This window comes from Roseivirga sp. AWQ4_251 (assembly GCF_056158225.1).
On sequence record NZ_JBSWSW010000001.1, the window covers coordinates 924,727 to 948,535 of the forward strand.

General features: G+C 39.2%; 22 protein-coding genes and 1 tRNA gene. 9 read left to right on the forward strand and 14 right to left on the reverse strand.

The annotated features are described in order from the left end of the window. Positions 1 to 9: 9 nt before the first annotated feature. Positions 10 to 1,914 carry a putative porin gene (locus tag ACXACJ_RS04255; RefSeq protein ID WP_475133032.1) on the forward strand — a complete coding sequence of 635 codons (1,905 nt, stop codon included), beginning with the start codon at positions 10 to 12 and terminating at the stop codon, positions 1,912 to 1,914. Here the strand turns inward: ACXACJ_RS04255 and ACXACJ_RS04260 are convergent. From ACXACJ_RS04260 to ACXACJ_RS04280, 5 genes are all read right to left on the reverse strand, one after another. After that, positions 1,911 to 3,269: a DNA recombination protein RmuC gene (locus tag ACXACJ_RS04260; RefSeq protein WP_475133033.1), complete on the reverse strand. Its 1,359-nt coding sequence runs from the start codon at positions 3,267 to 3,269 to the stop codon at positions 1,911 to 1,913. The two genes, ACXACJ_RS04255 and ACXACJ_RS04260, sit on opposite strands and share 4 nt — an antisense overlap. Positions 3,270 to 3,294: 25 nt before the next feature. Beyond that, positions 3,295 to 3,576 carry an RNA polymerase alpha subunit C-terminal domain-containing protein gene (locus tag ACXACJ_RS04265; protein ID WP_475133034.1) on the reverse strand — a complete coding sequence of 94 codons (282 nt, stop codon included), beginning with the start codon at positions 3,574 to 3,576 and terminating at the stop codon, positions 3,295 to 3,297. Between the two features lie 56 nt (positions 3,577 to 3,632). Next, positions 3,633 to 4,739 carry a glycoside hydrolase family protein gene (locus tag ACXACJ_RS04270; RefSeq protein ID WP_475133035.1) on the reverse strand — a complete coding sequence of 369 codons (1,107 nt, stop codon included), beginning with the start codon at positions 4,737 to 4,739 and terminating at the stop codon, positions 3,633 to 3,635. Beyond that, on the reverse strand, positions 4,732 to 5,817 hold the full coding sequence (locus ACXACJ_RS04275; protein WP_475133036.1) for a carbohydrate-binding family 9-like protein: 1,086 nt from the start codon (positions 5,815 to 5,817) through the stop codon (positions 4,732 to 4,734). Before ACXACJ_RS04275 ends, ACXACJ_RS04270 begins: the two co-directional genes overlap by 8 nt. Positions 5,818 to 5,879: 62 nt before the next feature. Further along, positions 5,880 to 7,271: a sodium-dependent transporter gene (locus tag ACXACJ_RS04280; protein WP_475133037.1), complete on the reverse strand. Its 1,392-nt coding sequence runs from the start codon at positions 7,269 to 7,271 to the stop codon at positions 5,880 to 5,882. A gap of 156 nt (positions 7,272 to 7,427) precedes the next feature. Here ACXACJ_RS04280 and ACXACJ_RS04285 point away from each other — a divergent pair, with 156 nt between their 5' ends. Then, positions 7,428 to 8,681, forward strand: coding sequence for a DUF819 family protein (locus ACXACJ_RS04285; protein ID WP_475133038.1), 1,254 nt, complete (start codon positions 7,428 to 7,430; stop codon positions 8,679 to 8,681). A gap of 83 nt (positions 8,682 to 8,764) precedes the next feature. On the opposite strand, the gene ACXACJ_RS04290 is transcribed toward ACXACJ_RS04285, so the two are convergent. The 3 genes from ACXACJ_RS04290 to sucC all read right to left on the reverse strand — a co-directional run bounded on the left by ACXACJ_RS04290 (position 8,765) and on the right by sucC (position 11,161). Continuing rightward, the gene (locus ACXACJ_RS04290; protein ID WP_475133039.1) at positions 8,765 to 9,706 is read right to left on the reverse strand and encodes a hypothetical protein; all 942 of its coding nucleotides are present in this window, start codon (positions 9,704 to 9,706) and stop codon (positions 8,765 to 8,767) included. A gap of 159 nt (positions 9,707 to 9,865) precedes the next feature. Continuing rightward, a tRNA-Arg gene (locus tag ACXACJ_RS04295) sits at positions 9,866 to 9,939 on the reverse strand. A gap of 10 nt (positions 9,940 to 9,949) precedes the next feature. Then, a complete protein-coding gene (gene sucC / locus ACXACJ_RS04300; protein WP_475133040.1) occupies positions 9,950 to 11,161 on the reverse strand; it encodes an ADP-forming succinate--CoA ligase subunit beta in 1,212 nt (403 codons plus the stop codon). Between the two features lie 124 nt (positions 11,162 to 11,285). Between sucC and ACXACJ_RS04305 the strand changes: the two genes are divergently transcribed. Further along, on the forward strand, positions 11,286 to 11,942 hold the full coding sequence (locus tag ACXACJ_RS04305; RefSeq protein ID WP_475133041.1) for an ABC transporter ATP-binding protein: 657 nt from the start codon (positions 11,286 to 11,288) through the stop codon (positions 11,940 to 11,942). A gap of 3 nt (positions 11,943 to 11,945) precedes the next feature. Here ACXACJ_RS04305 and ACXACJ_RS04310 read toward each other — a convergent pair whose 3' ends face one another. Further along, positions 11,946 to 12,800, reverse strand: coding sequence for a DUF6089 family protein (locus ACXACJ_RS04310; protein ID WP_475133042.1), 855 nt, complete (start codon positions 12,798 to 12,800; stop codon positions 11,946 to 11,948). A gap of 265 nt (positions 12,801 to 13,065) precedes the next feature. On the opposite strand from ACXACJ_RS04310, the gene ACXACJ_RS04315 reads away from it, so the two are divergent. Then, entirely contained in the window at positions 13,066 to 13,917 is an 852-nt protein-coding gene (locus ACXACJ_RS04315) for a DMT family transporter (RefSeq protein WP_475133043.1), read from the forward strand. After that, entirely contained in the window at positions 13,914 to 14,714 is an 801-nt protein-coding gene (locus ACXACJ_RS04320) for a PhzF family phenazine biosynthesis protein (RefSeq protein ID WP_475133044.1), read from the forward strand. Before ACXACJ_RS04315 ends, ACXACJ_RS04320 begins: the two co-directional genes overlap by 4 nt. Before the next feature lie 4 nt (positions 14,715 to 14,718). On the opposite strand, the gene ACXACJ_RS04325 is transcribed toward ACXACJ_RS04320, so the two are convergent. Continuing rightward, entirely contained in the window at positions 14,719 to 15,099 is a 381-nt protein-coding gene (locus ACXACJ_RS04325; protein ID WP_475133045.1) for a winged helix-turn-helix transcriptional regulator, read from the reverse strand. Between the two features lie 224 nt (positions 15,100 to 15,323). Between ACXACJ_RS04325 and ACXACJ_RS04330 the strand changes: the two genes are divergently transcribed. Beyond that, positions 15,324 to 16,124, forward strand: a complete 801-nt coding sequence (locus tag ACXACJ_RS04330; protein ID WP_475135070.1) for an SDR family oxidoreductase — start codon at positions 15,324 to 15,326, stop codon at positions 16,122 to 16,124. 59 nt (positions 16,125 to 16,183) lie between these two features. On the opposite strand, the gene ACXACJ_RS04335 is transcribed toward ACXACJ_RS04330, so the two are convergent. The 4 genes from ACXACJ_RS04335 to ACXACJ_RS04350 all read right to left on the reverse strand — a co-directional run bounded on the left by ACXACJ_RS04335 (position 16,184) and on the right by ACXACJ_RS04350 (position 20,722). Further along, the gene (locus ACXACJ_RS04335) at positions 16,184 to 17,008 is read right to left on the reverse strand and encodes a ThuA domain-containing protein (RefSeq protein ID WP_475133046.1); all 825 of its coding nucleotides are present in this window, start codon (positions 17,006 to 17,008) and stop codon (positions 16,184 to 16,186) included. 145 nt (positions 17,009 to 17,153) lie between these two features. Next, positions 17,154 to 19,400: a sodium-translocating pyrophosphatase gene (locus ACXACJ_RS04340; RefSeq protein ID WP_475133047.1), complete on the reverse strand. Its 2,247-nt coding sequence runs from the start codon at positions 19,398 to 19,400 to the stop codon at positions 17,154 to 17,156. A gap of 259 nt (positions 19,401 to 19,659) precedes the next feature. Then, positions 19,660 to 20,352 (reverse strand): GTP cyclohydrolase I FolE, encoded by a 693-nt coding sequence (folE, locus tag ACXACJ_RS04345; RefSeq protein WP_475133048.1) that lies wholly within the window; start codon positions 20,350 to 20,352, stop codon positions 19,660 to 19,662. Beyond that, entirely contained in the window at positions 20,315 to 20,722 is a 408-nt protein-coding gene (locus ACXACJ_RS04350; protein ID WP_475133049.1) for a 6-pyruvoyl trahydropterin synthase family protein, read from the reverse strand. The genes folE and ACXACJ_RS04350 overlap by 38 nt, the downstream gene beginning before the upstream one ends. Positions 20,723 to 20,857: 135 nt before the next feature. On the opposite strand from ACXACJ_RS04350, the gene ACXACJ_RS04355 reads away from it, so the two are divergent. The 3 genes from ACXACJ_RS04355 to ACXACJ_RS04365 all read left to right on the forward strand — a co-directional run bounded on the left by ACXACJ_RS04355 (position 20,858) and on the right by ACXACJ_RS04365 (position 23,737). Further along, the gene (locus ACXACJ_RS04355; RefSeq protein WP_475133050.1) at positions 20,858 to 22,315 is read left to right on the forward strand and encodes a phytoene desaturase family protein; all 1,458 of its coding nucleotides are present in this window, start codon (positions 20,858 to 20,860) and stop codon (positions 22,313 to 22,315) included. Between the two features lie 156 nt (positions 22,316 to 22,471). Further along, positions 22,472 to 23,059, forward strand: a complete 588-nt coding sequence (locus ACXACJ_RS04360; protein WP_475133051.1) for a hypothetical protein — start codon at positions 22,472 to 22,474, stop codon at positions 23,057 to 23,059. Positions 23,060 to 23,344: 285 nt separating this feature from the next. Continuing rightward, complete coding sequence (locus ACXACJ_RS04365; protein WP_475133052.1) at positions 23,345 to 23,737, forward strand: hypothetical protein; 393 nt, start codon at positions 23,345 to 23,347, stop codon at positions 23,735 to 23,737. The last annotated feature ends 72 nt before the right edge of the window (positions 23,738 to 23,809 follow it).

The window sequence follows — 23,809 nt, forward strand, 5'->3', positions numbered from 1 at the left end:
ATTTTGGGCGTGCTGAGAAGGGTTATATTCATTTTATTGATTTTAGGGAGTGCTTCGGGTTTGTTTGCTCAAAGCAATACGTTTGCTGTAAACAGAGATTCGTTGAAAAATGCTCGGGAAAACAGACTTCTGAAAGATACTCTGGTTTCGGTTTATGGCCCCCAAACTACACGTTACACCTACGAGAAAAACTTCAAATTCAACAATCTTGTTTTTCAAAACCCAGATACTATTCCAGATAACCTCCATAGGTATACGGATATTGAAAAGGATCAGAACTTAGGGCAAAATCTAGGGAATTTAGGTACTGCTTATAGAAACTTATATTTTGAACCAGCGGCTATTGTTGGCCGACAGTCTGGTTATGACGCCTACGACCATTACTACATAGGGCCAGATAAAATCAAGTATTTCGACACCAAATCTCCATTCACCCAAATTACCGCGATTTATGGTGGAGGAAGAAGAAGTATGACAGATGTGATTTTTACCTTGAACGACAGTATCAATCTCAATTTGGGCTTTCAGTATAAAAGTGTGAGGGCCGAGAAGCAGTTGGCTTATCTCAGTTCTGGGGATTTTCAAACCAAGGATATCAATTATAACTTCTTCGGTTTTCTTCGGCCTAAGAAATTACCTCGCTACTTGGCTTTGTTCAATATCACTCAAATGAGCCATCAGATTGATGAACAAGGAGGTATAATTGATCCAAGTCTCGACCCAACCAATGATAGTTATTTTAAATATAGAGAATCCAACGTCATTTTGAATGACGCTAAGAGTTATGACAAGCGAGGTGGTATTCACATCTATCAGCAATACGATTTAGATTCTGTTTTTCAGGTATATCATTCAGGAACCTATACGGATCAAACCGTTCGTTTTACGGACTATTATACTTTAACTGGCAGTGATTCTCTATTCTATCATCCTGTGGGCAGAATGCTAGAATCGGATTCTATTAAGGACAGAACCAGTTTTAAAGACTTATCTAACGAATTTGGTTTTAAGGGCTATACAAAGAAGTTCTCGTACACAGTTTTCTATCGAAATCGCTACTTGAAATACGATAATAGATTGCTTGGGGGAGAAGGAGCCGATTTAGAAAACTATTTGGGAGGAACATTACGCCAGCAGATCACACCTAAAATTTTCTTGAAAGCTTCGGGTGAATACTTAATTGGAGGGGGCTATTTTATTCAAGGTGACTTTAGCAGCAGCTTTTTTGATGCAAAAGTTTCGCGTGTTTCTAGTGCGCCAACTTATCTCAGCGAATTGTATGCAGGGCAACAAAGCTATTGGATCAACAATTTTGATAATGTTCAATCAGAAAATTTGTATGGAGAAATCAAGCTCGAAACTTCAGGGTTCAGTTTTAGACCATTGCTTCGCTTCAATAGAATTACAAACTACATTTACTATGGGCAAGACAGAAGGCCACAACAGGCAGGTAGCGATTTAGTGATTCTAGATCCTGGTTTTAATTTGGATTTTAACCTTTCTAAGCGATGGAAGTGGAGTAGTAGTTTTCACTACAACAAAGTTTCTGGAGGAGCAGCGGATAGTTACAGACTTCCTGACATGCTAGCCAATGCTCAATTGGCTTATAAAAACGTTCTTTTTGACGGTAAAATGATTATCCATACCGGAATTGACGCGCATTATCGTTCGGCATATTTTGCTAATGCCTATGACCCAACCATTCAACAGTTTTATGTTCAGGATGATTTTAAAGTGGATGAGGTTTTACGAGTGGATTTGTTCTTGAACTTTAAAGTTCAACATTTCAACTTCTTTGTTAAATCTGCACATTTCAACCAAGGTCTGACCGCTGATGGGTATTTCTTAACGCCTTATTATTCTGGTGTGAAGAGAACGCTTGATTTGGGAGTTCGCTGGGCTTTCTACGATTAATTCGAAGTTTCGTCATCTTCCAGAAAATCAGAACTGTCGCTAAGCTCTGGTAGAATATGTTGAGTATCATTGTCATTCAGCGCTTCAACACTTTTTAATTTCCGTTGAATAGCCCGAGTTCGTTTACCCATAACATCATCCAATTGGTTTAAGCCGGTTTGAATGTTTTTCTGAGCTTTTTCCATTAAGCCACCAAAGTTTTCGAATTCCTTTTTCACGGCCGCGAGAACCTGCCAAACTTCTCCACTTCTTTTTTGGATTGCCAAAGTTTTGAAGCCCATTTGCAAACTGTTGAGGATGGCGGCTAAAGTTGTAGGGCCGGTAACTATAATCTTATAGTTCTTTTGTAAATCTTCTAAAAGTGAGGCTTTGCGAACCACTTCGGCATAAATGCCTTCAAAGGGCAAGAACATAATACCGAAATCAGTGGTGTTTGGCGGGTCCAGATATTTTTCGCCTATATCTTTAGCCATCCTCTTAATGGTAAGATCTAAATTCTTTTGAGCTAGCATTATCCTGTTTGGCTCTCCTTCATCGTAAGCTTCTTGTAATTGCTCATAAATATCTTTGGGGAATTTGGCATCTATGGGCAGCCAAACCGTGGTTCCGGCATCATCTCTACCAGGCAGCTTAATGGCAAATTCAACGAGTTCCGAACTACTTTTCTTGGTTCTTACATTGGCTTCGTATTGATCGGGAGCAAGAATTTGCTCAAGTAACATTGCCAACTGAATTTCTCCAATGCCTCCTCGCATTTTCACGTTGCTCAAAACCTTCTTTAATCCACCTACATCGGTTGCAAGGTTCTTCATTTCGCCAAGGCCTTCCTGAACGGCTAAAAGTTGTTTGCCAACGCTTTCAAAGGATTGAGTAAGCCTTTCATTTAAGGTTTTCTGAAGCTTTTCATCCACTGTGTTTCTCATTTGATCCAGTTGCTTAGCGTTGTCTTCACGAATGGATTTCAGCTGCTTTTCAACGGCTTCCCTGAGTTCTTTTACATTCTCTTGTGTCTGCTTGTTTGTTTCATTCATTTGGAGAGAGAAATCCCCGAATTTCTGCCGAAGCAAACTGTTTAATTCTCTGATGTTTTCCGAAAACTTGGTTTCGAAGGACTTTAAGTGATTGCCAATTTCAAGTCTATTATCCTTTGCTACTTGATTACTTTCTGAGCGATTTCTCTGGAAATCATCTCGGATGGACTTTTCTAGTTTTTCCAAAGTCAACTCGAAGCGAAGAAGTGAATTCGCTATTTGCTGAATTTCGAAGGGAGTTTTGGTTTTTGGCTTATTGAAAATGCTTAGCACAATATTGATCAGCACCAATGCAATTAAAACGATAAGAAGAGAATCGACCATGTTTTTATAATTTGTAAACTAGAGATTACATCTCTTTAAATGACTTGTCGTGCTGTTTAAGCTCTGCTTTTAATTTTGGAATAGAGCTTGGACCTAATCCATGCAATTGAAGTAGTTCCGCTTCGGAATAATTGGCTAATTTTTCCAATGAAGTTATTCCTTCTTTTTCTAAAGCTCTTCTGGCCGGAGCACTTATAACGGATAAAAAACCTGTTTTGGGCTTTCGGTTATTTTCACAAATGGGGCAGGTTGGGCAATCGCTACTCTTAAAATATTGATGTCCGTTGGAGCAGGTTCTTAATGGCATTTGAAAAGATTAAATAGAGGATCAGGTTCTGAAGAAACGAACCTGATGCTCCAAAATTATCCTTTTACCTTATTGTGAGCTTGAGCAAAAGCTTGAAGTTTTTCGCCTTTCAACGATCCATTAGAGAAGAATGACACGCCTGCCGCACCTGCATTTTTTGCGTTTTCAATCGCTTTAGCAATGTCTTCTTTCTTTGTTTCAGGCAAGTAGATGCCCGTATTCAATGGAAACTTACCATTTAAAGTTTTAACCCCTTGTTCTGTAGCAAAGCCGACCCAATCTACATCTTCGTTGTAAAAGTTGTTGTAGATCATAGGGAATACCATATCCAAATTCCATTCATTCCAAGACTGGCGAACTAGTTTACGGGCAAGTTCAGGATAAGGGAAAACTGCAGCTGATATTTTTTTGCCTTTGGAGTGAACGCCATCGGCTACTTTGTTTACCAAGTTTGTAATACTATCCCAACGGTATTTGCGCCATTTCTCATCTTGGCTTGGGTCTTCAAGACTGTCTGGGCGATAGCCGTTTTCTGCCTCAAAGTTACCTTGGCAAGTTTCGCAATAGCAGAAGTCATACTCGGGCATTTCATGATCTTGAACCAAGCCATATTTGTCCCAAAGGCCTCTCGGAAGAATTACATCACAGTATCTTACATAGTCCAAATGAATCGCCTCTAGGCCTTCAATATCGCAATGTGAAACCATGTAGTCTTTTACATATTCCTGTACTTGAGGCTTAGAAGGGCAAAGCCACTGATAATAGCCAACATAAGGATTTACATCTAAACTAGAATCTCCATTTCTGCTCACTGTATACCATTCTGGGTGTTTTTGAGCTTCCGTATCGCCTGGGCGATTCATCGTCCAAAGCCAGGCGTGAACGGTTTGGCCCAGTGTTTTAGCAATCGGAATCAATTTTTCAAGCATTGGTCTTCCTCCGCCAACAATTAAACCGGTTATGCCAGCTTCTCTAAGTTCAGTAAGTTCTTGGGTCCAATCTTCGGTGGTTTTTTCATTATTTCCATCTACCCAAACCCAGTATTTAAAGTCATCTTCCGATGCCTCTTGTGGTTTGGAACCGCAAGAAGTGAAAACGGTTGGAGCAACCATTATTGCGGCCGATCCAAGGCCCATATTCTTGAAAAATCGTCTTTTATTCATTTGTCTTTGTTGTTTCTTTCCAAATTCTACCGGTGTGATCAATGCACCATTCGATGCTTGAATTTGCAGTCTCTTTAGCTCTAACCATGTAGAAGCTTTTGCCAGCCGCAATGGTCCATTCCATTTTTAAATCTTCAAAAGGAAATAAGCTAAGCTTATCTTTGTTGAAAGTTCCGTTCTGGCGTCTATAATCTAATTGCGCCCGGTGGATGTAGTACAAGGCTTGGCGTATTTTTTCAGAATTCAAATTTATGGGGGAGATGGAACTTCTCAGGTTTTCAGTTTCTATATCCGAAAAAACAACTGTTCCCCAGAATTCAGGTTCATGCATGGCAATGACTCTTTGTGGGCTCCAAACCCAGTTGTTTTCGGGTAAGTTTTTGCCTTGTTCATTTTTCTTCTTTACATATTTGCCTGCTATTACCTCCGTTTCCCATTGTACTCTAGAAAAATTAAGTCTCCATTGATCTCCTGGTTTTGGAGGAGAGGGGACATTGGATACTTCACTCAGAACTTCCCAAGGAATAGCTACTTCAACTGACCAACCTTGATCTATATCATTAGGATTGTTGATAGTGCCATTCAAATGGACGGCTGATTTCAACCCGTGAATATCCCAATGATCAATGGCTTTTCCGTGGTCTCGATAGGGGCGAGTTAATAGTAAGTCCCAAACAGTGTTAAGTGCGTTGACTTCGAATTCATAATAATTTTGGGTGTCGCCATCTGGATCTATGAAGATTTCAAAATCGTTGTCATGAAAAATGACAGCATCGCGTTGTGTCAGATTAGCCCAAATATGAGGTTCTTCCATTTCAGCATAGACATAAAAATAAGTGTCGTCCCAAAGCATTTTCACCCTAGTTCTGGAATAGGGGCGTGGCTTTTTGTTTCCTTCAATATCAATGAAATCATCTGACCAAGCGGCTAGTTTCCAAGCGGCTTCATTCGCTTCTCCATCAATAGTTAGAGATTCCGAAGTTTTAAAACTCGTGTAATTTCTTCCTTCTATAAAGGGAAACTGCGCAATAGCGCTTACTGAAATGAAAATAAAAGTGAGAGTGAATAGCGGCTTCATGGGTAAAAAAAATCCTCTCTCAAATTTTGAGAGAGGATCAATATCTTAAATATGGCGGTTTATTAAAAGATGTTTATGCCAAAATAGGTTTTTAGTACGGTGATGATGAAGATAAAACCTAACAAAACAGGTGCTAAGTAAGAAATACCAAAGTTTAAATATTTCTGTAAGAATGAACCTTTATAGTTCGGTGCTCCGTGAGAAAGCTCTTCATCCAAATTGTGTTTCTTCCAAACATGGGCTGCAAAGAACACAATCAAACATCCGCCTAAAGGCAAGAAGGAGTTGTTTGCTAAACTGTTCAAGAAGCTTAAAAAGTCAGTTGGCTTATCTGATCCAGGGTAAGTAATAAAGTTGGTGAAGAAATCAGAGTAGCCATTTCCAAGTAGGGAAGGAATACCGATTAAGAAAATAGCTCCAGCAACTAACCAAACCGCTCTGTTTCTTCTCACTTTTTTCTCATCTACCACATAGGCCACAGGAACTTCCAAAAGAGAAACGGTTGATGTAAGTGCAGCGAAACAAAGTAAAAGGAAGAATACCGTTCCGGCAATCGCGCCAAAAGTACCTCCAATGGTTCCGAAGATTTTTGGCAAGGTCACGAAAATTAAAGCAGGGCCGTTGCCAACACCTTCCATGGTTCCGCCACTCATAAAGCCAATTAGTGGGAAGATCATCATACCAGCTAAAACTGCGATTCCAACATCGGCAAGGGTAATAAATGCGGCTGCTGAAATGATGTTTTCTTTTTTGTCGACATAACTACCGTAGGTAATCAAAGCGCCCATTCCAAGAGATAGAGAGAAGAATGCCTGACCTAGAGCGTTAATTATTACTTCTAATGTGATTTCAGAAAAATCAGGAATCAAGTAGAATTTTATACCTTCAATAGCATTTGGCAAGGTGAGTGCATAGCCTACAATTAATAAAATCATTATTAATAATGCCGGCATTAAGAATTTGGCAGCTTTTTCAATTCCTCCAGAAATACCTTTAGAAACTACATATGCTGTAGTAGCCATAAAAAGAGCACCATAAGCACCCACTTTAATTACATCTTTAATGAATTCGCTGAAGTGATTGGCAATATCGAAATTACCAATGGCCATTTCGAAAACATAACCGAATGCCCAACCCGCAATTACATTGTAAAAGGAAAGGATAAGGAAGCCGCTGAAAATGCCCAGTTTACCAACCAAATTCCATTTTTTGAATCCGAGTGCATTAAAGGCACCAACAGGGTTTTTCTCCGTTTTTCTACCAATTGCGATTTCCGTAACCATTACTGGGTAGCACAACACAAAGCAAAAAATCAAATACATTACTACAAAGGCAGCTCCTCCGCCTTGCCCTACTTCGTAGGGAAAGCCCCATATGTTGCCTAATCCAACAGCTGAGCCAGCAGCTGCCATGATAAAACCTAATCGACTTGAAAAACCTCCTCTTGCGGCCATGTTTATTTGTTTGTTTAAATCCCGAAGATATGAGATTCTGCCTTTGCAGCCACGTCCATTCATAAGAAATTGTTTGAATTCTTATTGATTGACAATTGCTCACCGTATTTTGGAGGTTTTAATCAACGCCATTTTATTTTACCGAATCACATACCTATGGAGCCTTATTTTGAAAATGATGCCATTGTACTAGGCCTTTTGCTGATAGTAATTGCTTGGGTTTTTCATACCTCGAGTAGCCCAAAGCCTTTTTGGAAAAAGTTTTATACGATAGTTCCTAGCATATTACTCTGCTATTTTTTGCCAGCCCTATTGAACTGGCCACTAGGTCTTATTTCCGGAGAAAAGTCAAGTCTCTACTTTGTGGCTTCTCGGTACCTTCTGCCAGCGAGTTTGATTCTTCTTTGTCTGAGTATTGATCTGAAGGGTATTCTGAATTTAGGTCCGAAGGCGCTTATTATGTTTCTGGCTGCGACTTTAGGCATCGTAATAGGAGGGCCTTTGGCGATTCTTCTGATTTCGACTATTTCACCTTCGTCACTAGATATTGGAGGCGGGGAAGAAGTTTGGAGAGGACTTACAACCGTTGCGGGTAGCTGGATTGGTGGAGGCGCCAATCAGGCTTCAATGAAAGAAATTTACAATGTAAGTGATAGTCTGTTCGCTTCCATGATAGTTATTGACGTGATCTGTGCGAATATCTGGACGGGCTTTCTTCTTTACGGAGCTAATATTTCAAAGAAAGTCGATTCATGGCTTAAATCGGATACAACGGCTATTGATAGTTTAAGAACGAAAGTAGAGAATTACCAAGCTAGCATCGCCAAAATACCCACTCTTCCTGAAGTCATGAAGATTATGGCCATAGCATTTGGAGGTACTGCGTTGGCGAGATGGGGTGCAGATGTAATTACCCCAGTTATGGAACAGAATATCGAATTTCTTGATACTTATGGATTGTCGTCATTGGCTTCAGACTTCTTCTGGTTGGTTGTTTTCTCTACCACCATTGGTGTAGGACTTTCATTCACAAAGTTTAGAAAGCTAGAAGGTTCTGGCGCGAGCAGATTGGGTTCAGTATTCATTTTTGTTTTGGTAGCTACGATAGGGATGAAGATGAACATTCGAGAGGTTTTTGATAATCTAGGATTGTTTAGCATAGGTATAACTTGGATGCTGGTTCATGTTATCATTCTGATTGTGGTGGCTAAACTAATTAGGGCTCCTTTCTTTTTTGTGGCAGTGGGAAGCCAAGCGAATGTTGGTGGTGCAGCATCGGCTCCGGTTGTGGCAGCAGCTTTTAGCCCAGCCTTGGCTCCTGTAGGGGTTCTTCTTGCCGTACTGGGTTACGCCCTTGGAACCTACGGTGCCATCTTATGTGCTACACTGATGCAGTATGTCTCAAACTAGTTGTTCGTTTCAATCTCTCCTGAAACAAAAAGGGGCTTCAAATTAACTTGAAGCCCCTTTTTTAATATCTTTTCTACAGGAGATTATCTGAATTTAGGTTTTCTTCTCGAAGGGGAGAAGAGTTGAGATAAAAACTGATCAGGTAAATACATCTCTAATCTCACTTGAAAGATATAGTACGCATCGTTTTTATCAGAGTTGCCTCTTGTTTGGCCGATTTGTCTTTCTTTATATCCTCCTTCTACAGACCTATCCGAAAGGCGAACGGCTATGTCTTCTAATCCATCTCCCAAATCTAAGTGATATTGGCGTAAAGCTTCTTTATCAGGATAAACAGTACTTACATCATCCAAATAATCTGTTCTAGTAAACCTTCTACCGCCTTCAATAATAACATCCACTAATTGGTTTGCTTTTAATCGAATTCCAATACCTACAGGAATTACGGTTACTATTCCTGAATAAGGCTCAGGTCTCAACTCAGTATTAAGTGGCCTAAGAGCTACCCATTTATCATCAATAAAAGCTTTCGGGTTATTTGTTGAAAGGCCTAAACCAAAGTATAGATAAGGGTTGATCAAAGGTCTTCTTGTATAGCTGCCTTTAACTGGAAGTAAATTCAGTTGCATCAAAATAGATGCTTCTATATTGTTGCTTCTAAAAGATAAGTTTCGTGTGTATCGAGTGTCTGTATGTCCTTCTCTGGAGCCACCTCTTTCGCTAGGATCCTTCCCCTTAAGGAATCCATTAAGAGAATCGGCACCACCGAGTTGATAATAATTTAAGTCTAACCTAACTCTAAACTGTGAACCGAATTTTTTACTAACTCCTATACCTGCGGAAGGTCTTAAGCTTGCACCAATCCCATCGTACAATACATCGTGTAAATCCCCATGGTAGGTTGAAGAACCAAGGCCAAATGAAAACATCCAAGACCTATTTCTTCTACGTGAGTAGAAACTCTGAGCATTTGCTAGATCTACAACTGTAAGTAGAAGAAGTGTAATGAGTATAGCTTTTTTCATTATGGATACACGTGTATGCTTGAATTTAGAAGCAAAATTAGCAATAAGTTGGTGATTACACAAAAGTGTGGTTCAGTGAGGCGTGATAAAAGTATTACTTTTTTGTTAAAACATAAAATCCTTTGACTAATAAGCCAAAGGATTTTAGTGTATAAGAAGTGCACCCGGAAGGAGTCGAACCCTCAACCCCCAGAGCCGAAATCTGGTGCTCTATCCAGTTGAGCTACGGATGCCTTTAAAATCTTATGCTAAAACTTCCTGAACTTTAGTTGCTGCATCTTTCAAAAGGATTGCTGAATGCACTGCTAAACCACTTTCGTCAATGATTTTGGCTCCTTCTTCAGCATTGGTTCCTTGAAGTCTAACGATAATTGGAATGTTGATATCTCCAATTTTTTTGTATGCCTCAACAACTCCGTTTGCTACTCTATCACATCTTACAATTCCACCGAAAATGTTGATCAAAATAGCTTTAACATTAGGGTCTTGAAGAATGATGCGGAAACCAGCTTCTACAGTCTGAGCATTTGCTCCTCCTCCTACATCAAGGAAGTTTGCAGGCTCACCACCTGAAAGTTTGATGATATCCATTGTTGCCATAGCTAGTCCAGCTCCGTTTACCATACAGCCAACGTTACCGTCTAGTTTAACATAGCTAAGGCCATGTTTGCCTGCTTCAACTTCTTCAGGAGCTTCTTCTGTAATATCTCTTAAAGCTTGAAGATCAGGGTGTCTCATTAAAGCGTTGTCGTCAAGATTTACTTTGGCGTCAACAGCTAATATTTTATTGTCAGATGTTTTAAGAACAGGGTTGATCTCAAACATTGATGAATCTGAACTTTCGTAAGCAGCATAAAGAGAGAAGATGAATTTCACCATTTCTTTGAATGCATTGCCTTCCAAACCTAATTTGAAAGCTACTTTTCTAGCCTGAAAACCTTGAAGACCAACTTTAGGGTCGATCCATTCTTTTACGATTTTCTCAGGTGAATTTTCTGCAACTTCTTCAATGTCCATTCCACCTTCGGTTGATGCCATAATGACGTTACATCCTTTGGCTCTGTCTAAAAGAATACTCATGTAATATTCTTTCGGTTCTGATTCTCCTGGGTAGTAAACATCTTGAGCAATTAAAACTCTGCTTACTTTTTTACCAGCAGGTCCAGTTTGGTGAGTTACCAAAGTTCCTCCCAAAATAGCTTCAGCTTTGGTTGGTACTTCTTCTAAACTTTTTGCTAAAACAACACCGTTAGAACCAGTTTCAGTAACCTTACCTTTACCACGTCCACCAGCGTGAATTTGCGCTTTTACTACGTACCAACTTGTTCCGGTTTCTGCGTTCAGCTTTTTGGCTGCTTCAGTAGCTTGTTCTGGCGTTTCTGCCACAATACCTTCCTGAATTCTTACACCATGTTTTTTGAGTAGTTCCTTTGCTTGATATTCGTGGATATTCATGAGATCAAATTTTGCACGAAACTACACCATTGACCTTAATATAACAAACAAAAACAGGAGCGTTGTTAACGGCTGTCGGTGGTGTTTTAAATCGTTTTGGTTAAGTTTGATTTCATTCTAAAATATGGAAGTATTAAAAGCACAGAGCGTAAGGAAATCTTACGGTGAACTGGAAGTATTGAAAGGCGTTGACCTTAAGGTGAATAGAGGAGAAGTTCTCTCCGTTGTGGGTGAATCTGGAGCTGGGAAAAGTACGCTATTGCATATTCTTGGTACTTTGGATTTGGCCGATACAGGTAGTATTTCCATCAACGGTCAATTGATCAATTCCATGTCGTCAAAACAACTTTCGACTTTTAGAAATAAACAGATTGGTTTTGTTTTTCAGTTTCATAATTTGTTGCCAGAATTCACGGCTTTAGAAAATGTTTGTTTGCCAGGGCTTATTTCCAATCCTAATGAAAAGGAAGTTTTTCAAAAGGGCGCTCAATTGCTTGATAAGCTTGGATTAACCTTTAGGAAGGACCACAAACCATCTGAACTATCGGGCGGAGAGCAGCAAAGGGTTGCTGTAGCTCGTTCATTGATCAACGATCCGGTTTTGGTTTTTGCCGATGAACCGAGTGGGAATTTGGATTCAAAAACAGCCGAAAGCCTACATCAGCTCTTTTTTGATTTGCGTGATGAATTTAACCAAACCTTTGTGATTGTAACGCACAATCAATCTCTCGCTTCCATGACAGACCGAAAAATTGAAATACGGGATGGGGTAATTATTTAAGCCTTATCTGGTCTTCTTGGTGACTTTACAACGAATAGAAGACTTTCCGTAAAGTGATTTTGGCAAGTAATAGCCCAGTCTAAATCCAAAACGCAAATAAGCGTCATTTGTACCAGCTCCCCTTGGGTCGCCTGCAGGAGCAGGATCATAGCCAAGTTCAACTCTTCTATCGGAAAGTGCTGCGGCTATTGGATCAGCAAAGGATGCAGGGTCACGGTAGTTGGCGCTTACGTCATCTAAATATTTGGTAAGGGCTAGCGTATACTGCACTTCGAATTGTAAATCTACGTATCGGTTTATGAAAAAGTTCATGCCAACTCCAACAGGAACTACCATAGCAATAGTGCCATATTCAACGCCTTCCAATCGCATGGGTCTTAACGGATAGTCTTCTCCTTGATATGTAGCTTTAGGTTTGTTAGTAGTTACGCCAATTCCTAAATGAACATATGGGTTAACAAAAGCTCTGTCTTTAAAGCCAGAAGCGGGGTGACCATACAAGTAATACAATGCCTGGCCTACAAATTCAATATTGGTGGCCTTGAAAGAAAGGTTTCTTTTTACCCTTGTATTGATAACAGCCAATGAATCGGCCGCTTTAATATTATACACAGAAAGGCTTCCACGAAGCGCAATTTGATCGGTAAAAAGGTGTTCGTAGGCTAGCGAAGTACTTAACCCCATTAAAATCTTTGTATCCGAGCCCAAATCGGTCAGTTCTCCAAAATAGGTGTTCATTCCAAAACCAATTGAAGCTTTAGAAATGCGATCAAAATCACCTGATGTAACGTATTGCTGAGCTTGAATACTCTTTGAAAGCATAACAAAAAGTAGAACGAAAAGACGGGTTCTAGTCATTAATTAAAGTTTTGGCTAGGTTCAAGAGCATAAAGATATAATTCAAATGCAAAAAACGGGCATGAATTGACCAAATTCGTCTCATATGCTGCCTGAGCCTTAAAATTATTGCTGAATATTGATTTTAACGCTGTAGCAGGCCACAGAATTGTTCTTACCCAAAAGCATTCTTATGTGTATAAGGCGAAGAGTTGAACCAAACCAAATTCTTATGTTTTATGAATGAGTTATTTCTGTTTCAAACTTATTCGTTGCAATTTCGCCCATGCTTTCCAAAGGAGTAATTTACATGCTTTTGTCAACGTTCATTTTCGCCATAATGAACGTTTTGATCAAATACGTTACCCATATTCCCGCCATAGAAATTATCCTTTTTAGATCCATCGTTTCCCTGATAATGTCGGTTGTTGCTTTAAAAGCGCAGAGAGTTTATTTGTTTGGAAACAATAAGAAGGTGTTGATTGCAAGGGGATTAGCTGGAGCAATAGCGCTGATGATGTTTTTTACTACTCTTCAAGAAATCCCCTTAGCTAGCGCGGTTACCTTAATGTTTTTGAGTCCCATTTTCACTGCAATTTTGGGAATGTGGATAGTGAAGGAAAAGGTAGCTTGGCTACAATGGGTTTTCTTTATCATGAGTTTTGTGGGTATTGTAATGATCAAAGGATTTGATCCCAGAGTTTCTCCTTTCATGGTGCTTTTGGGAGTAGGTGCTGCTTTCTTTTCGGGCATTGCTTATAACATGATTAGAAAACTGAAAACCACAGAACACCCATTGGTTATCATCTTTTATTTCCCTTTGGTTACCCTGCCCATTGTTGGTGTTTATAGCGCACTCCATTGGGTTCAGCCTGTAGGTTTAGAGTGGCTTTTACTGCTTGCCATTGGCGTTTTAACGCAAATTGCTCAATATTTTATGACTAAATCATACCAACAAGAGGAACTCTCTAAAGTGGCAAATCTAAATTTTATAGGAATTATTTACGCCCTTGGTTTTGGCTACGTACTTTTTGACGAAACCTTTAATTTACTCACCTATTTAGGGATGACCCTGGTAATGATTGGGGTAGTATTGAACGTATTTTATAAGAATAAATCAACTAAACAACAGGTATGAAAATCTATCAGGTAGATTCTTTTACAAAGAAAATGTTTGCAGGAAATCCCGCAGCAGTGGCCATTTTAGAACAACCTATTTCTGATGACACAAAACAGCAGATTGCTCTGGAAATGAATCTTTCTGAAACTGCTTTTGTGGAGATTAAGGAAGGCTATTGTAATCTGAGGTGGTTTACGCCAGCTAGGGAAGTGCCTTTGTGTGGTCATGCTACTTTGGCCTCAGCTTTTGCTTTGTGGCAGAGGGGTTACTGGCCCAAAACTGAGCAAATTGAATTCAGAACCTTAAGCGGATCTCTTTTTGTAAAGCTAGAAAGTGATGGTAAAATGGTGATGGATTTCCCTGCGAATCATGCTTCTGTGGCTGAGCAATTTGACAAAACTGAATTAGAATCTACTTTTGGTTATGCTATTGCTGAAGTTCTGAATTATCCTGATGAACTGATTCTCATTTTTCAAGATGAAGATGCGGTACTTAATGCCAATCCCGATTCAGGTATTATTGCAAAACAAGCCAAGAATGGAGTGATTGTTTCTGCAAAATCAGAGCAAGGTGATTTTGATTTTATTAGTAGATATTTTGCTCCGAATTTGGGCATTAAAGAAGATCCTGTCACGGGTTTTATGCATACCATTCTAACACCTTATTGGGCTAAAAAAATGGAAAGAAGTTCCTTCAAAGCATTTCAAGCTTCGGAAAGAAGTGGTGAAATGGAAACGGAGTTGAAAGGAGATCGTGTTTTGTTAAAAGGGCATGCGGTTATGGTTTTTGAAACCGAGTTGAACCTAGAGTCCTAAATTTTCAATGCTGTAATTGTTCAGCTTTCTTCATTCTTTCAGAAAGAATATTGTCGAAATTGTTTCGTGCCCAATCTGCAAGGTCTTCAATAATGGGCATGAGACTTTTTCCTCGTTCAGTGAGTTTATACTCCACTTTTGGGGGGATTTGAGGATATACTCTTCGACTGATTAAGCCATCCGCTTCCAAGGTTTTCAACGTAACAGTGAGCATTTTCTGAGAAACCGTTTCAATACACTTGTGTATTTCATTGAATCTCAGGGTTTCTGCTTCGCTTAAAACGAGCAATACTAAAATCGACCATTTGTCTCCGAACCTGTCCAATACATTTCGAATAGGGCATTTTTCAGCATCTGAATATTTTTTTAATTCTTTTGTGATCATAACCTTTTGATTTTCAACAATAGTAACTTCTAAGTAAGTGTCTTACTGGGTTGTAAGTTCTTGAATTTCAGTAACTCCCTTTTTAGTTTTGACTTACCAAAAGTAAGTAATTAACAAAAAGTTATCAAAATAAAGCTATGGCAAAAATATTAATAACAGGTGCTACAGGAGGATTAGGGAGTTCTGTAATTGCTGAATTGACTTAGTATATTCCAAATAATGAAATTGGAGTTTTGGTTAGGAATGAAGCAAGCGAAAAGGCTCAAAGTTTCAAAGAAGCTGGTTTTGAACTCCGTGTTGGAGATTACAATGATAGTGACTTATTAGAGGCAACTTTCCAGAATGTAGAAGTGCTATATTTTGTTTCGAGCAATGATTTAGGAGAGCGATACAGTCAGCATGAAAATGTAGTGAACGCGGCAAAGAAGGCTGGGGTTAAGCATATCGTTTATACTAGCTCGGTTCATAAAGATGCCACTGACAATGCTCCGTTATTCCCGGTGGTGGGTTCTCATGTTCAAACTGAAGAATGGATTAAGTCTTCTGGAATAAGCTTTACCATTTTAAGGCATAATTTATATGGTGAAGTGATTCCAATGTTCATTGGCGACAAAACTAAGTTGTTGGAAAGTAAAACCATTTTTTTGCCTGCGAAGGAAGGAAAAGCAGCATTTGTCGCCCGCCAAGATTTGGCCGAAGCAGCAGCAAAGGTGTTGAGCCAATTTGCTCAACATGAAAATAAGATTTACGAGTTGAATGGGGGAGAACCTATTTCGTTTTCAGATGTTTCGCAGCTGATTTCAAAAATTACAAATGTAGAGATAAGTTATGTTTCCCCTTCAAAAGAAGAATTCGAGAAAACCATGGCTTCTTATGGTTTGCCAAATGAAATCATCGATTTGCTGAGCATGTTCAGCCTGGGCATTGCTAATGAAGAATTCAATTCAAATGGCAATGATTTAGAAGTGCTTTTGGGCAGAAAGCCTCAAACTATGGAAGGCTTTTTAAAAGAAGTTTATGGCTAAATAGAATGAGACTGAATTGATTCCTTTGAAAGGAGTCAATTCAGTCTTTCTAACTTGTTTTACTTTTTCGATTTCTTAGCCAACCAATCGATGCTATTTAACAAAAGCTGGTTTTGATCTTTATTGTCAAAGGAATGTGAAAGCGTGGCATTCGTGCCGCCTTCATAATCCATGTCGTTATGGCCCATGTTGAAATACACCATATTGTATTTCTTGTTCGTCCAAACTACCGGGTAATAGCCACTGTGCCAGATTTCATGAGCTTTTGGCCCTGTTCCTAACGGAAAACTTGAAGGATCAATAGACAGAAGGATTTCAATATTCTTGTTTTCTCGTAAGTCATGCTCCCAGCGATACCATTCGTTAGGTTGAGACTTAAATGTTTTTCCCAAACCTTTCACTACAGGATGTTTTTTCTTTTCTACTTTTAGAATGGCCGAAGTTGGTCTCCAAGTATTGCTACCATATTCTCCGCTGCCCAAGAATTCATCGTGATACCATTCCCAATCATTTGAATAGGCCGACTGATTCAGAGCAAATGCTGAGAAGTGAAACCCCATCCAAGCGCCTCCGTTTTGCATGTAGTTTTCAAAGGCTTTTCTCTGTTCTGGTTTTTCGGGCCGAGTGTCCAAAAACATGACGATACGATAATTGTTGAGAGTTTTTTCATTCAGGTCATCCCAATTGTTTGTGGCCGAATAACAAAAGCTTGATGAGTTGTCCATAGCTTTAAATCTCTCATTAGCTTCGTTTACAAAGCTGATATGAGCCAAGTCGTTTTTTGCTGTATAGAATGCCAGAATATCGAATTCGCAATCTTGTTGGGCATAGCTAGAAAGGAAAGAAATTATAAGTAAGGATAAGCTGAGAAGTTTTTTTTTCATTTTGAATAAAAAGGTGCTGTGAGGTTTTGAGTAACTAAAAGATGCCACGACCAAACTTAGCAGTTTTTGGTTATTTCGAAATCTATTAACAAAAGAAAAGCCACCGTTTCCGATGGCTTTTCTAAACTGTATGTTTTGGTTGTTGTTATTCAGCGTCTGCTACAGTTGTGATAGCATCTACAGCTTGATCAGCTGGAACTTCAATCACATTTTCTTTAACATTTTCTACTCTTGACTCTTCTCCTGAATGTTCGCCTCCTAAAATAGGGGCAATCACAAGGCCTACCAAACAGGTAAGTTTAATCAAGATGTTCATAGAAGGCCCTGAAGTATCTTTAAATGGATCACCTACGGTGTCTCCTGTTACAGCAGCTTTGTGCGCATCAGAACCTTTGTAAGTCATTTGGCCATCAATCATAACACCAGCCTCGAACGACTTTTTAGCATTGTCCCATGCGCCACCAGCGTTGTTTTGGAAAATAGCCCAAAGTACACCAGAAACCGCTACACCAGCCATATAAGAACCTAGCGCTTCTGGCCCCATAATAAAGCCTACCAAAATCGGGAAAACAATGGTGATAGCTCCAGGAAGCATCATTTCTTTGATTGCTGCTTTCGTAGAAATAGCTACACATTTTCCGTATTCTGGAGTTGCGGTACCTTCCATTATGCCTGGAATCTCTTTAAACTGACGTCTTACTTCTTTCACCATTTCCATGGCGGCTTTACCTACAGATTGCATGGCAAGTGCTGAGAAAATAACCGGAACCATTCCGCCAATAAATAGGGCAGCTAGTACATCGGCTTTGAAAATGTTGATTCCATCTATACCGGTAAAAGTTACGTAAGCTGCGAAAAGAGCAAGGGCAGTAAGGGCTGCAGAAGCAATTGCAAATCCTTTACCGATGGCTGCAGTTGTGTTTCCAACCGAATCAAGAATGTCCGTTCTTTCACGAACTTCTTTAGGTAGCTCACTCATTTCAGCAATACCGCCAGCATTATCAGCAATTGGTCCGAAAGCATCGATGGCCAATTGCATGGCTGTGGTGGCCATCATAGCCGAAGCAGCAATACCTACTCCATAAAAACCTGCTAATTCGTAAGCGCCCCAAATGGCTCCTGCGAATAGGAGAATTGGTCCGAAAGTGGATTTCATACCGACTGCCAAACCTGCAATAATATTAGTAGCAGCACCAGTAGAAGAATTCTGGATAATGTTCATTACGGGCTTTTTACCAATAGCGGTGTAGAACTCAGTTAGGTAGGAGATTAAGCCTCCAACAACCAAACCAACCAGTACAGCACCAAAAACTCTAATAGAGGTAATTTCAACAATACCTTCACCAAAGAAACTCATTTTCATAGTTTCTGGTAAAAGGAGGGTGATTAGTCCATAACAGCCAGCAGCAGTAAGTATTATCGAAATCCAGTTACCACGGTTCAAAGCTGACTGAACACCTGCTTCCTTGGAACTACTATCTGAAATTTTGATAAAAAGCGTACCAATTAATGAAAAGATAATTCCAAGACCAGCTATAACTAGAGGTAATAAAATTGGGCCAATTCCATTGAAATTGTCTGTTAGCCCACCCATATCTCTGATTACATAATTTCCTAAAACCATAGAAGCCAAAACGGTGGCTACATAAGAGCCAAAAAGGTCGGCTCCCATACCAGCAACGTCACCTACATTATCACCTACGTTATCAGCAATTGTAGCAGGGTTTCTTGGATCATCTTCTGGAATACCAGCTTCTACCTTACCTACAAGGTCAGCACCTACATCGGCAGCTTTGGTGTAAATTCCACCACCTACGCGAGCAAAAAGGGCAATTGATTCAGCTCCTAAAGAGAAACCAGCAAGGGCTTCCAAAACAATAGTCATTTGACTGGTTCCTCCATTTGCCATATCGCTATCCATAAAGAAGGCAAAAAGAAGAATGAACAGAACGCTCAAGCCGAAAACGGCTAAACCTGCCACACCAAGACCCATTACAGTTCCGCCAGTGAACGAAACTTTCAAAGCTTGAGGAAGGCTAGTTCTTGCAGCTTGCGTAGTTCTAACATTCGCTGCAGTGGCAATCCTCATTCCGATGTTTCCTGCTAAACCAGAAAAGAAAGCACCAATAATAAATGAAAAGATGATGAAATAGTGGGTGGTTTCTACTAAGGTAGAAATGATGCCTAATAACACCCCAGCAACAACCACAAAAATGGCCAGTACGCGGTACTCAGCACTTAAAAATGCCAGTGCCCCTTCACGGATGTACTTGGCTAGGTTTTGCATTTTTTCATCTCCAGCATCTTGCTTGTTTACCCACTTCGCTTTAACGATCATAACAAGCAAGCCGATTAGCCCAAGGATTGGGACTAAGTAAATCAGATTCGACATGGTAAGTTTTTAGTTGTTTAAAAGTGACCAAATATAGCAGTTGCCTTTACAAAAAGAAATATATCTGAAATTGTATAAGCAATTGACTGATAATTGATTAAAAACAGCCTAAGAAAACTAGAGGTGCTTATGCTTTCGATTGCATAAAAAGCCCGATAAACGGGCCTTTTTGAGTGGTTAAGAAATTTCAGATCAAAAAATCTACTGTCTGACATTAATCTCAGAATTCAGCGATTATCTGATACTATAAATCTGAGCTTTATAATTTTTGACTGATGTAGCTTAGGAATTCGTTGCGGGTAGCTTCTTCCTGAAATTTGCCGTAGAACTGCGAAGTAACTGTGCTACTGTTTACATCCTTTACACCTCGTGATTGTACACAAAGGTGATCGGCATCAATAACCACAGCAACATCTTCGGTTTCGAGCATGGTTTTTAATTCATTTGCAATTTGAACAGTCAATCGCTCTTGAACTTGCGGTCTTTTGGCGAAATACTCAACCAATCGATTGATTTTGGAAAGACCAATCACTTTGCCAGTAGAAATATAAGCAACATGCGCCTTTCCAATGATTGGAACAAAGTGATGTTCGCAATTTGAATAGAATGTAATATTCTTTTCAACAAGCATTTCTTTGTACTTATACTTGTTATCGAAAAGCGTTGCTTTGGGCTTGTTGGCAGGGTTCAATCCACTGAATATCTCTTTGATATACATTTTTGCCACCCTTTTTGGGGTGCCCGAAAGGCTGTCGTCAGTGAGGTCTAGCCCCATGATCTCCATGATTTCTTTGAACTTCTTCTCGATGAGTTCCATCTTAAGTTCATCATCCATCTCAAATGCTTCGGGAACCATAGGCGTTTCAAACGAAGTTCCTACGTGTTCATCCCCGATTTCCTCTACACCTAATCCTTTAAGCTGGGTACTCAACAAAGTTTCGTTCTGTTTCATAGAGTCTAATTTTTAATTCTAAATGGGCGTCAATTTCTGGACGCAACAGATTGTAAATCACTACAGCAATATTTTCAGCCGTAGGATTTAAGTTTTTAAATTCAGGAACGTCAAGATTAAGGTTTCGGTGATCAAATTTTGAAACGACATGTTCCTTAATAAGGTCTTTCAAAACCTTCATATCACACACATAACCTGTTTCTGGATCCCTTTCTCCCACAACTTTTACAATGAGCTCATAATTGTGCCCATGGAAAGAAGGGTTGTTGCATTTGCCAAAAACCTCTTTGTTCCTGTCTTCATCCCACAAGGGGTTATGAAGTCTGTGAGCAGCATTAAAGTGCTCTTTACGATAAACCGCAATTTTCATGAATGATTATTCAAATTGAGTAAGAAGTATGCTTACTACTTTTTCTTTTCACGATTGCCCAACATTTGGTTGTTGAGTTTTGTTCAAGATTGCGGAAAATTAATTCAACAAAGTCTTTATAAAAAGAAAAAACTTGTGAAAAAAGCAGATGTCGTTGTGGTGGGGAGTGGAATGGGCAGTCTTTCCGCTGCAGTTTTATTGGCAGCGAAAGGCTTGAAAGTGACGATACTAGAACAAAATTACCTTCCTGGAGGCTGCACAAGCAGTTATTGGCGTAAGGGGTTTGTTTTTGAAACGGGTGCAACCACACTGGTAGGGCTGGATGATCACATGGCTCTTAAGTATTTGCTCGATCAAACAGGAATTGAATTGGAAACCAGACTTTTGGATTTACCAATGATGGTTTATTTATCTAATGGTGAAGTTTTAAAAAGGTATCAAAATTTAGAATTATGGATTTCCGAAGCCGAAAGAGTGTTTGGCGTTAAAGGGCAAAGAGCTTTTTGGGAAGAAGCATTTGAGGTAAGTCAATTTGTATGGAAGACATCCCTGAAGCAAAAACTATTTCCACCAAGATGTTTTAACGACTATTTAAATGCGATCCAAAACGTGGATTGGAGTCAGTTGAAAAACCTTCCATCGGCCTTTGTAAGCACTTCAGCCATGTTAAAAAAACATGGACTTTTTGACAACGATCTGTTCAGAAGTTTTGTAGATGAACAATTGATGATTACCGCTCAGAATACAATGGATGAAGTCAATTTTTTGTTTGGAGCTACAGCTCTGTGTTACACAAACTACAATAACTATTATATCGATGGCGGTTTGATCAATTTGGTTAAGCCTATGGTAGAATTTGTTGAGAATAATGGAGGTCGGCTTTTACTTCGCGAACGAGTAACCGAGATTGAAAGGCAAAAAAATCAATACCTTATTTCTACGAATAAAGATCAATATGAAGCTGCTTTTGTGGTTTCAGGCTTGCCTATTAATAATACATTGGAGATTTATAATGCATGCAATACAAAGAAATTCAACACTAAATTATTGGGGTCAGGTCAATTGAATTCTGCTTTTCAGATGGGAATTGGATTTCGAAGTGAAAGGCATTTTGAGTCATTACACCATCAAGTCCATCTTCAAAATCCATTGCCATTTATTAATGCAGATTCTATTTTCATCAGCCTCAATCATCCTGATGATAACTCACGATGCGATGAAAAAGGATATAGGGTGATGTCGGTGAGCACTCACATTACTAACCCTGAAAAAGTAAGAATCGAAAGTGAGATTCTGGAGAAAAGCCTTATTGAACTCTTAGAGCAAAAAGGCTTTCTAGATAGAAATGATATCGTTTATTGTCATTCGTCCACACAAAAATCGTGGGCTAAATGGACGGGTAGAAAATGGGGTTTTGTTGGAGGATATCCTCAATTTTTCAAAACTAAACCTTGGCAAATGTTAGATGCCCGTTTGGATGGCTACAAGGCGTATCAAGTGGGAGATTCAGTTTATCCTGGTCAGGGGATTCCTGGAGTTACTTTATCAGGCATTCTTGCCGTAGAAAAAATGTCTGCCGATTGGAAATTGTGAGTTCGAGCTATTCGCAAACAACTTGCTACCAAATCATGACAACTTATGACATTCGTTTACGGGCTTGTGACAAAGCCGGATTGAATCTGCCGTTAGTTTGAGTAAGAAATCGCTGGAAGGTTAACAGCGGTTCAAAAACTCAAAAACAACACAATTATGAAAACTCAAATCAAAACGGCACTAATCGCCCTTATGTTGGCGATAGGTGTAAATCTAAGCGCAAAAGAGTCTGAAATCGATGTTAACATTTCCGTAGAGAACAAAAAAGCGGTAGTGCTTTTCATGAATAATCTACACGGAAACACAAGCATTCAATTAAAAGATGCTTCTGGAAATATTCTCTTTTCCGATAAAACACACGAAGAATTTTTCGGGAAGGTATTTAACATGGAACGTATCGAGCCTGGTCAAATGTATTTAGAAATTGATAGCAGAGATAGGGTAGAGCAACTTTTGGTTGAAGTAACAGAAACTTCAGCTAGAATAGTTAATAAAGAAGTTTTGGCAGTAAAACCTTTGGTTCAAGTTCATAAAGATTTGGCCAAAGTAATAACTGGTGGGAGTGGCAAAGACGTTGAAATTTCATTGTTTTCAGCATATGGTGAGATTCATTATAAAGAAGTGTTCTCCGATGAGGAAATTACGAGCAAGAAATTCGATTTATCACGTTTAGCCCCAGGACAATATAAATTCAGATTTAAAATAGGAGGGAAGTATTTCTATCATGGATTTAGTTTGAAGTAACTGAATCAAAATTGGTCAAAAAGAAAAGGACATACTGAAAAGTGTGTCCTTTTTTGCTTGATAAACAGGTAGTTACTACGGATGTAAATTAAAAAAGTTATCTGTTTCAAAAAGAACACAAGCTTGTACGCTTCCGTACGGTTTGAATGCTTTTGAAAACGGTTGTATTTTTATAACTTATTGATTTTCAGTTATTTTTATTATTTGGCATCAGCGTTGTAAAAAGATGGGAGGTCAGCTGCTTTGGTCGGCAGCTTTTAGAACGAAACTCAAAATAACAACGTCATGAACACAAAACACAACATCAAAAAAGGAGGACAGCGGTTATTGATTGCCGCTATCATGTTTATCGGAATTATCTCAAATTCAATGGCTTCAACCATTAATTCAGAAGATAAATTAAGCAAAGAGGAAGCAACTACTCTAATCAAGGGAGTAAAAGCTGACTTAGAAATTTCTGAAGATTTAGGTTTAGATTTTATTGTAGATGATGAAGGAAACATAGTTCCTGCTCCGATTAAAATCATCAAAATTTACGACAAGAATAACGAGCTACTTTTAGAGGCTCCAATTCATAAGTTGGATCAATTGAGAAATGAGAAGTTACGTAGATTAATCAACGCTAGTGATTTCTTAACTCAGTACTCTAATACAAAATACTACAAACTCGATCTTTAGTTTACAAGCACTATTCAAAGCAAAAGAGCCTCAATTGAGGCTCTTTTTTTGAGTGTGTAGAGTTTAAAAAGT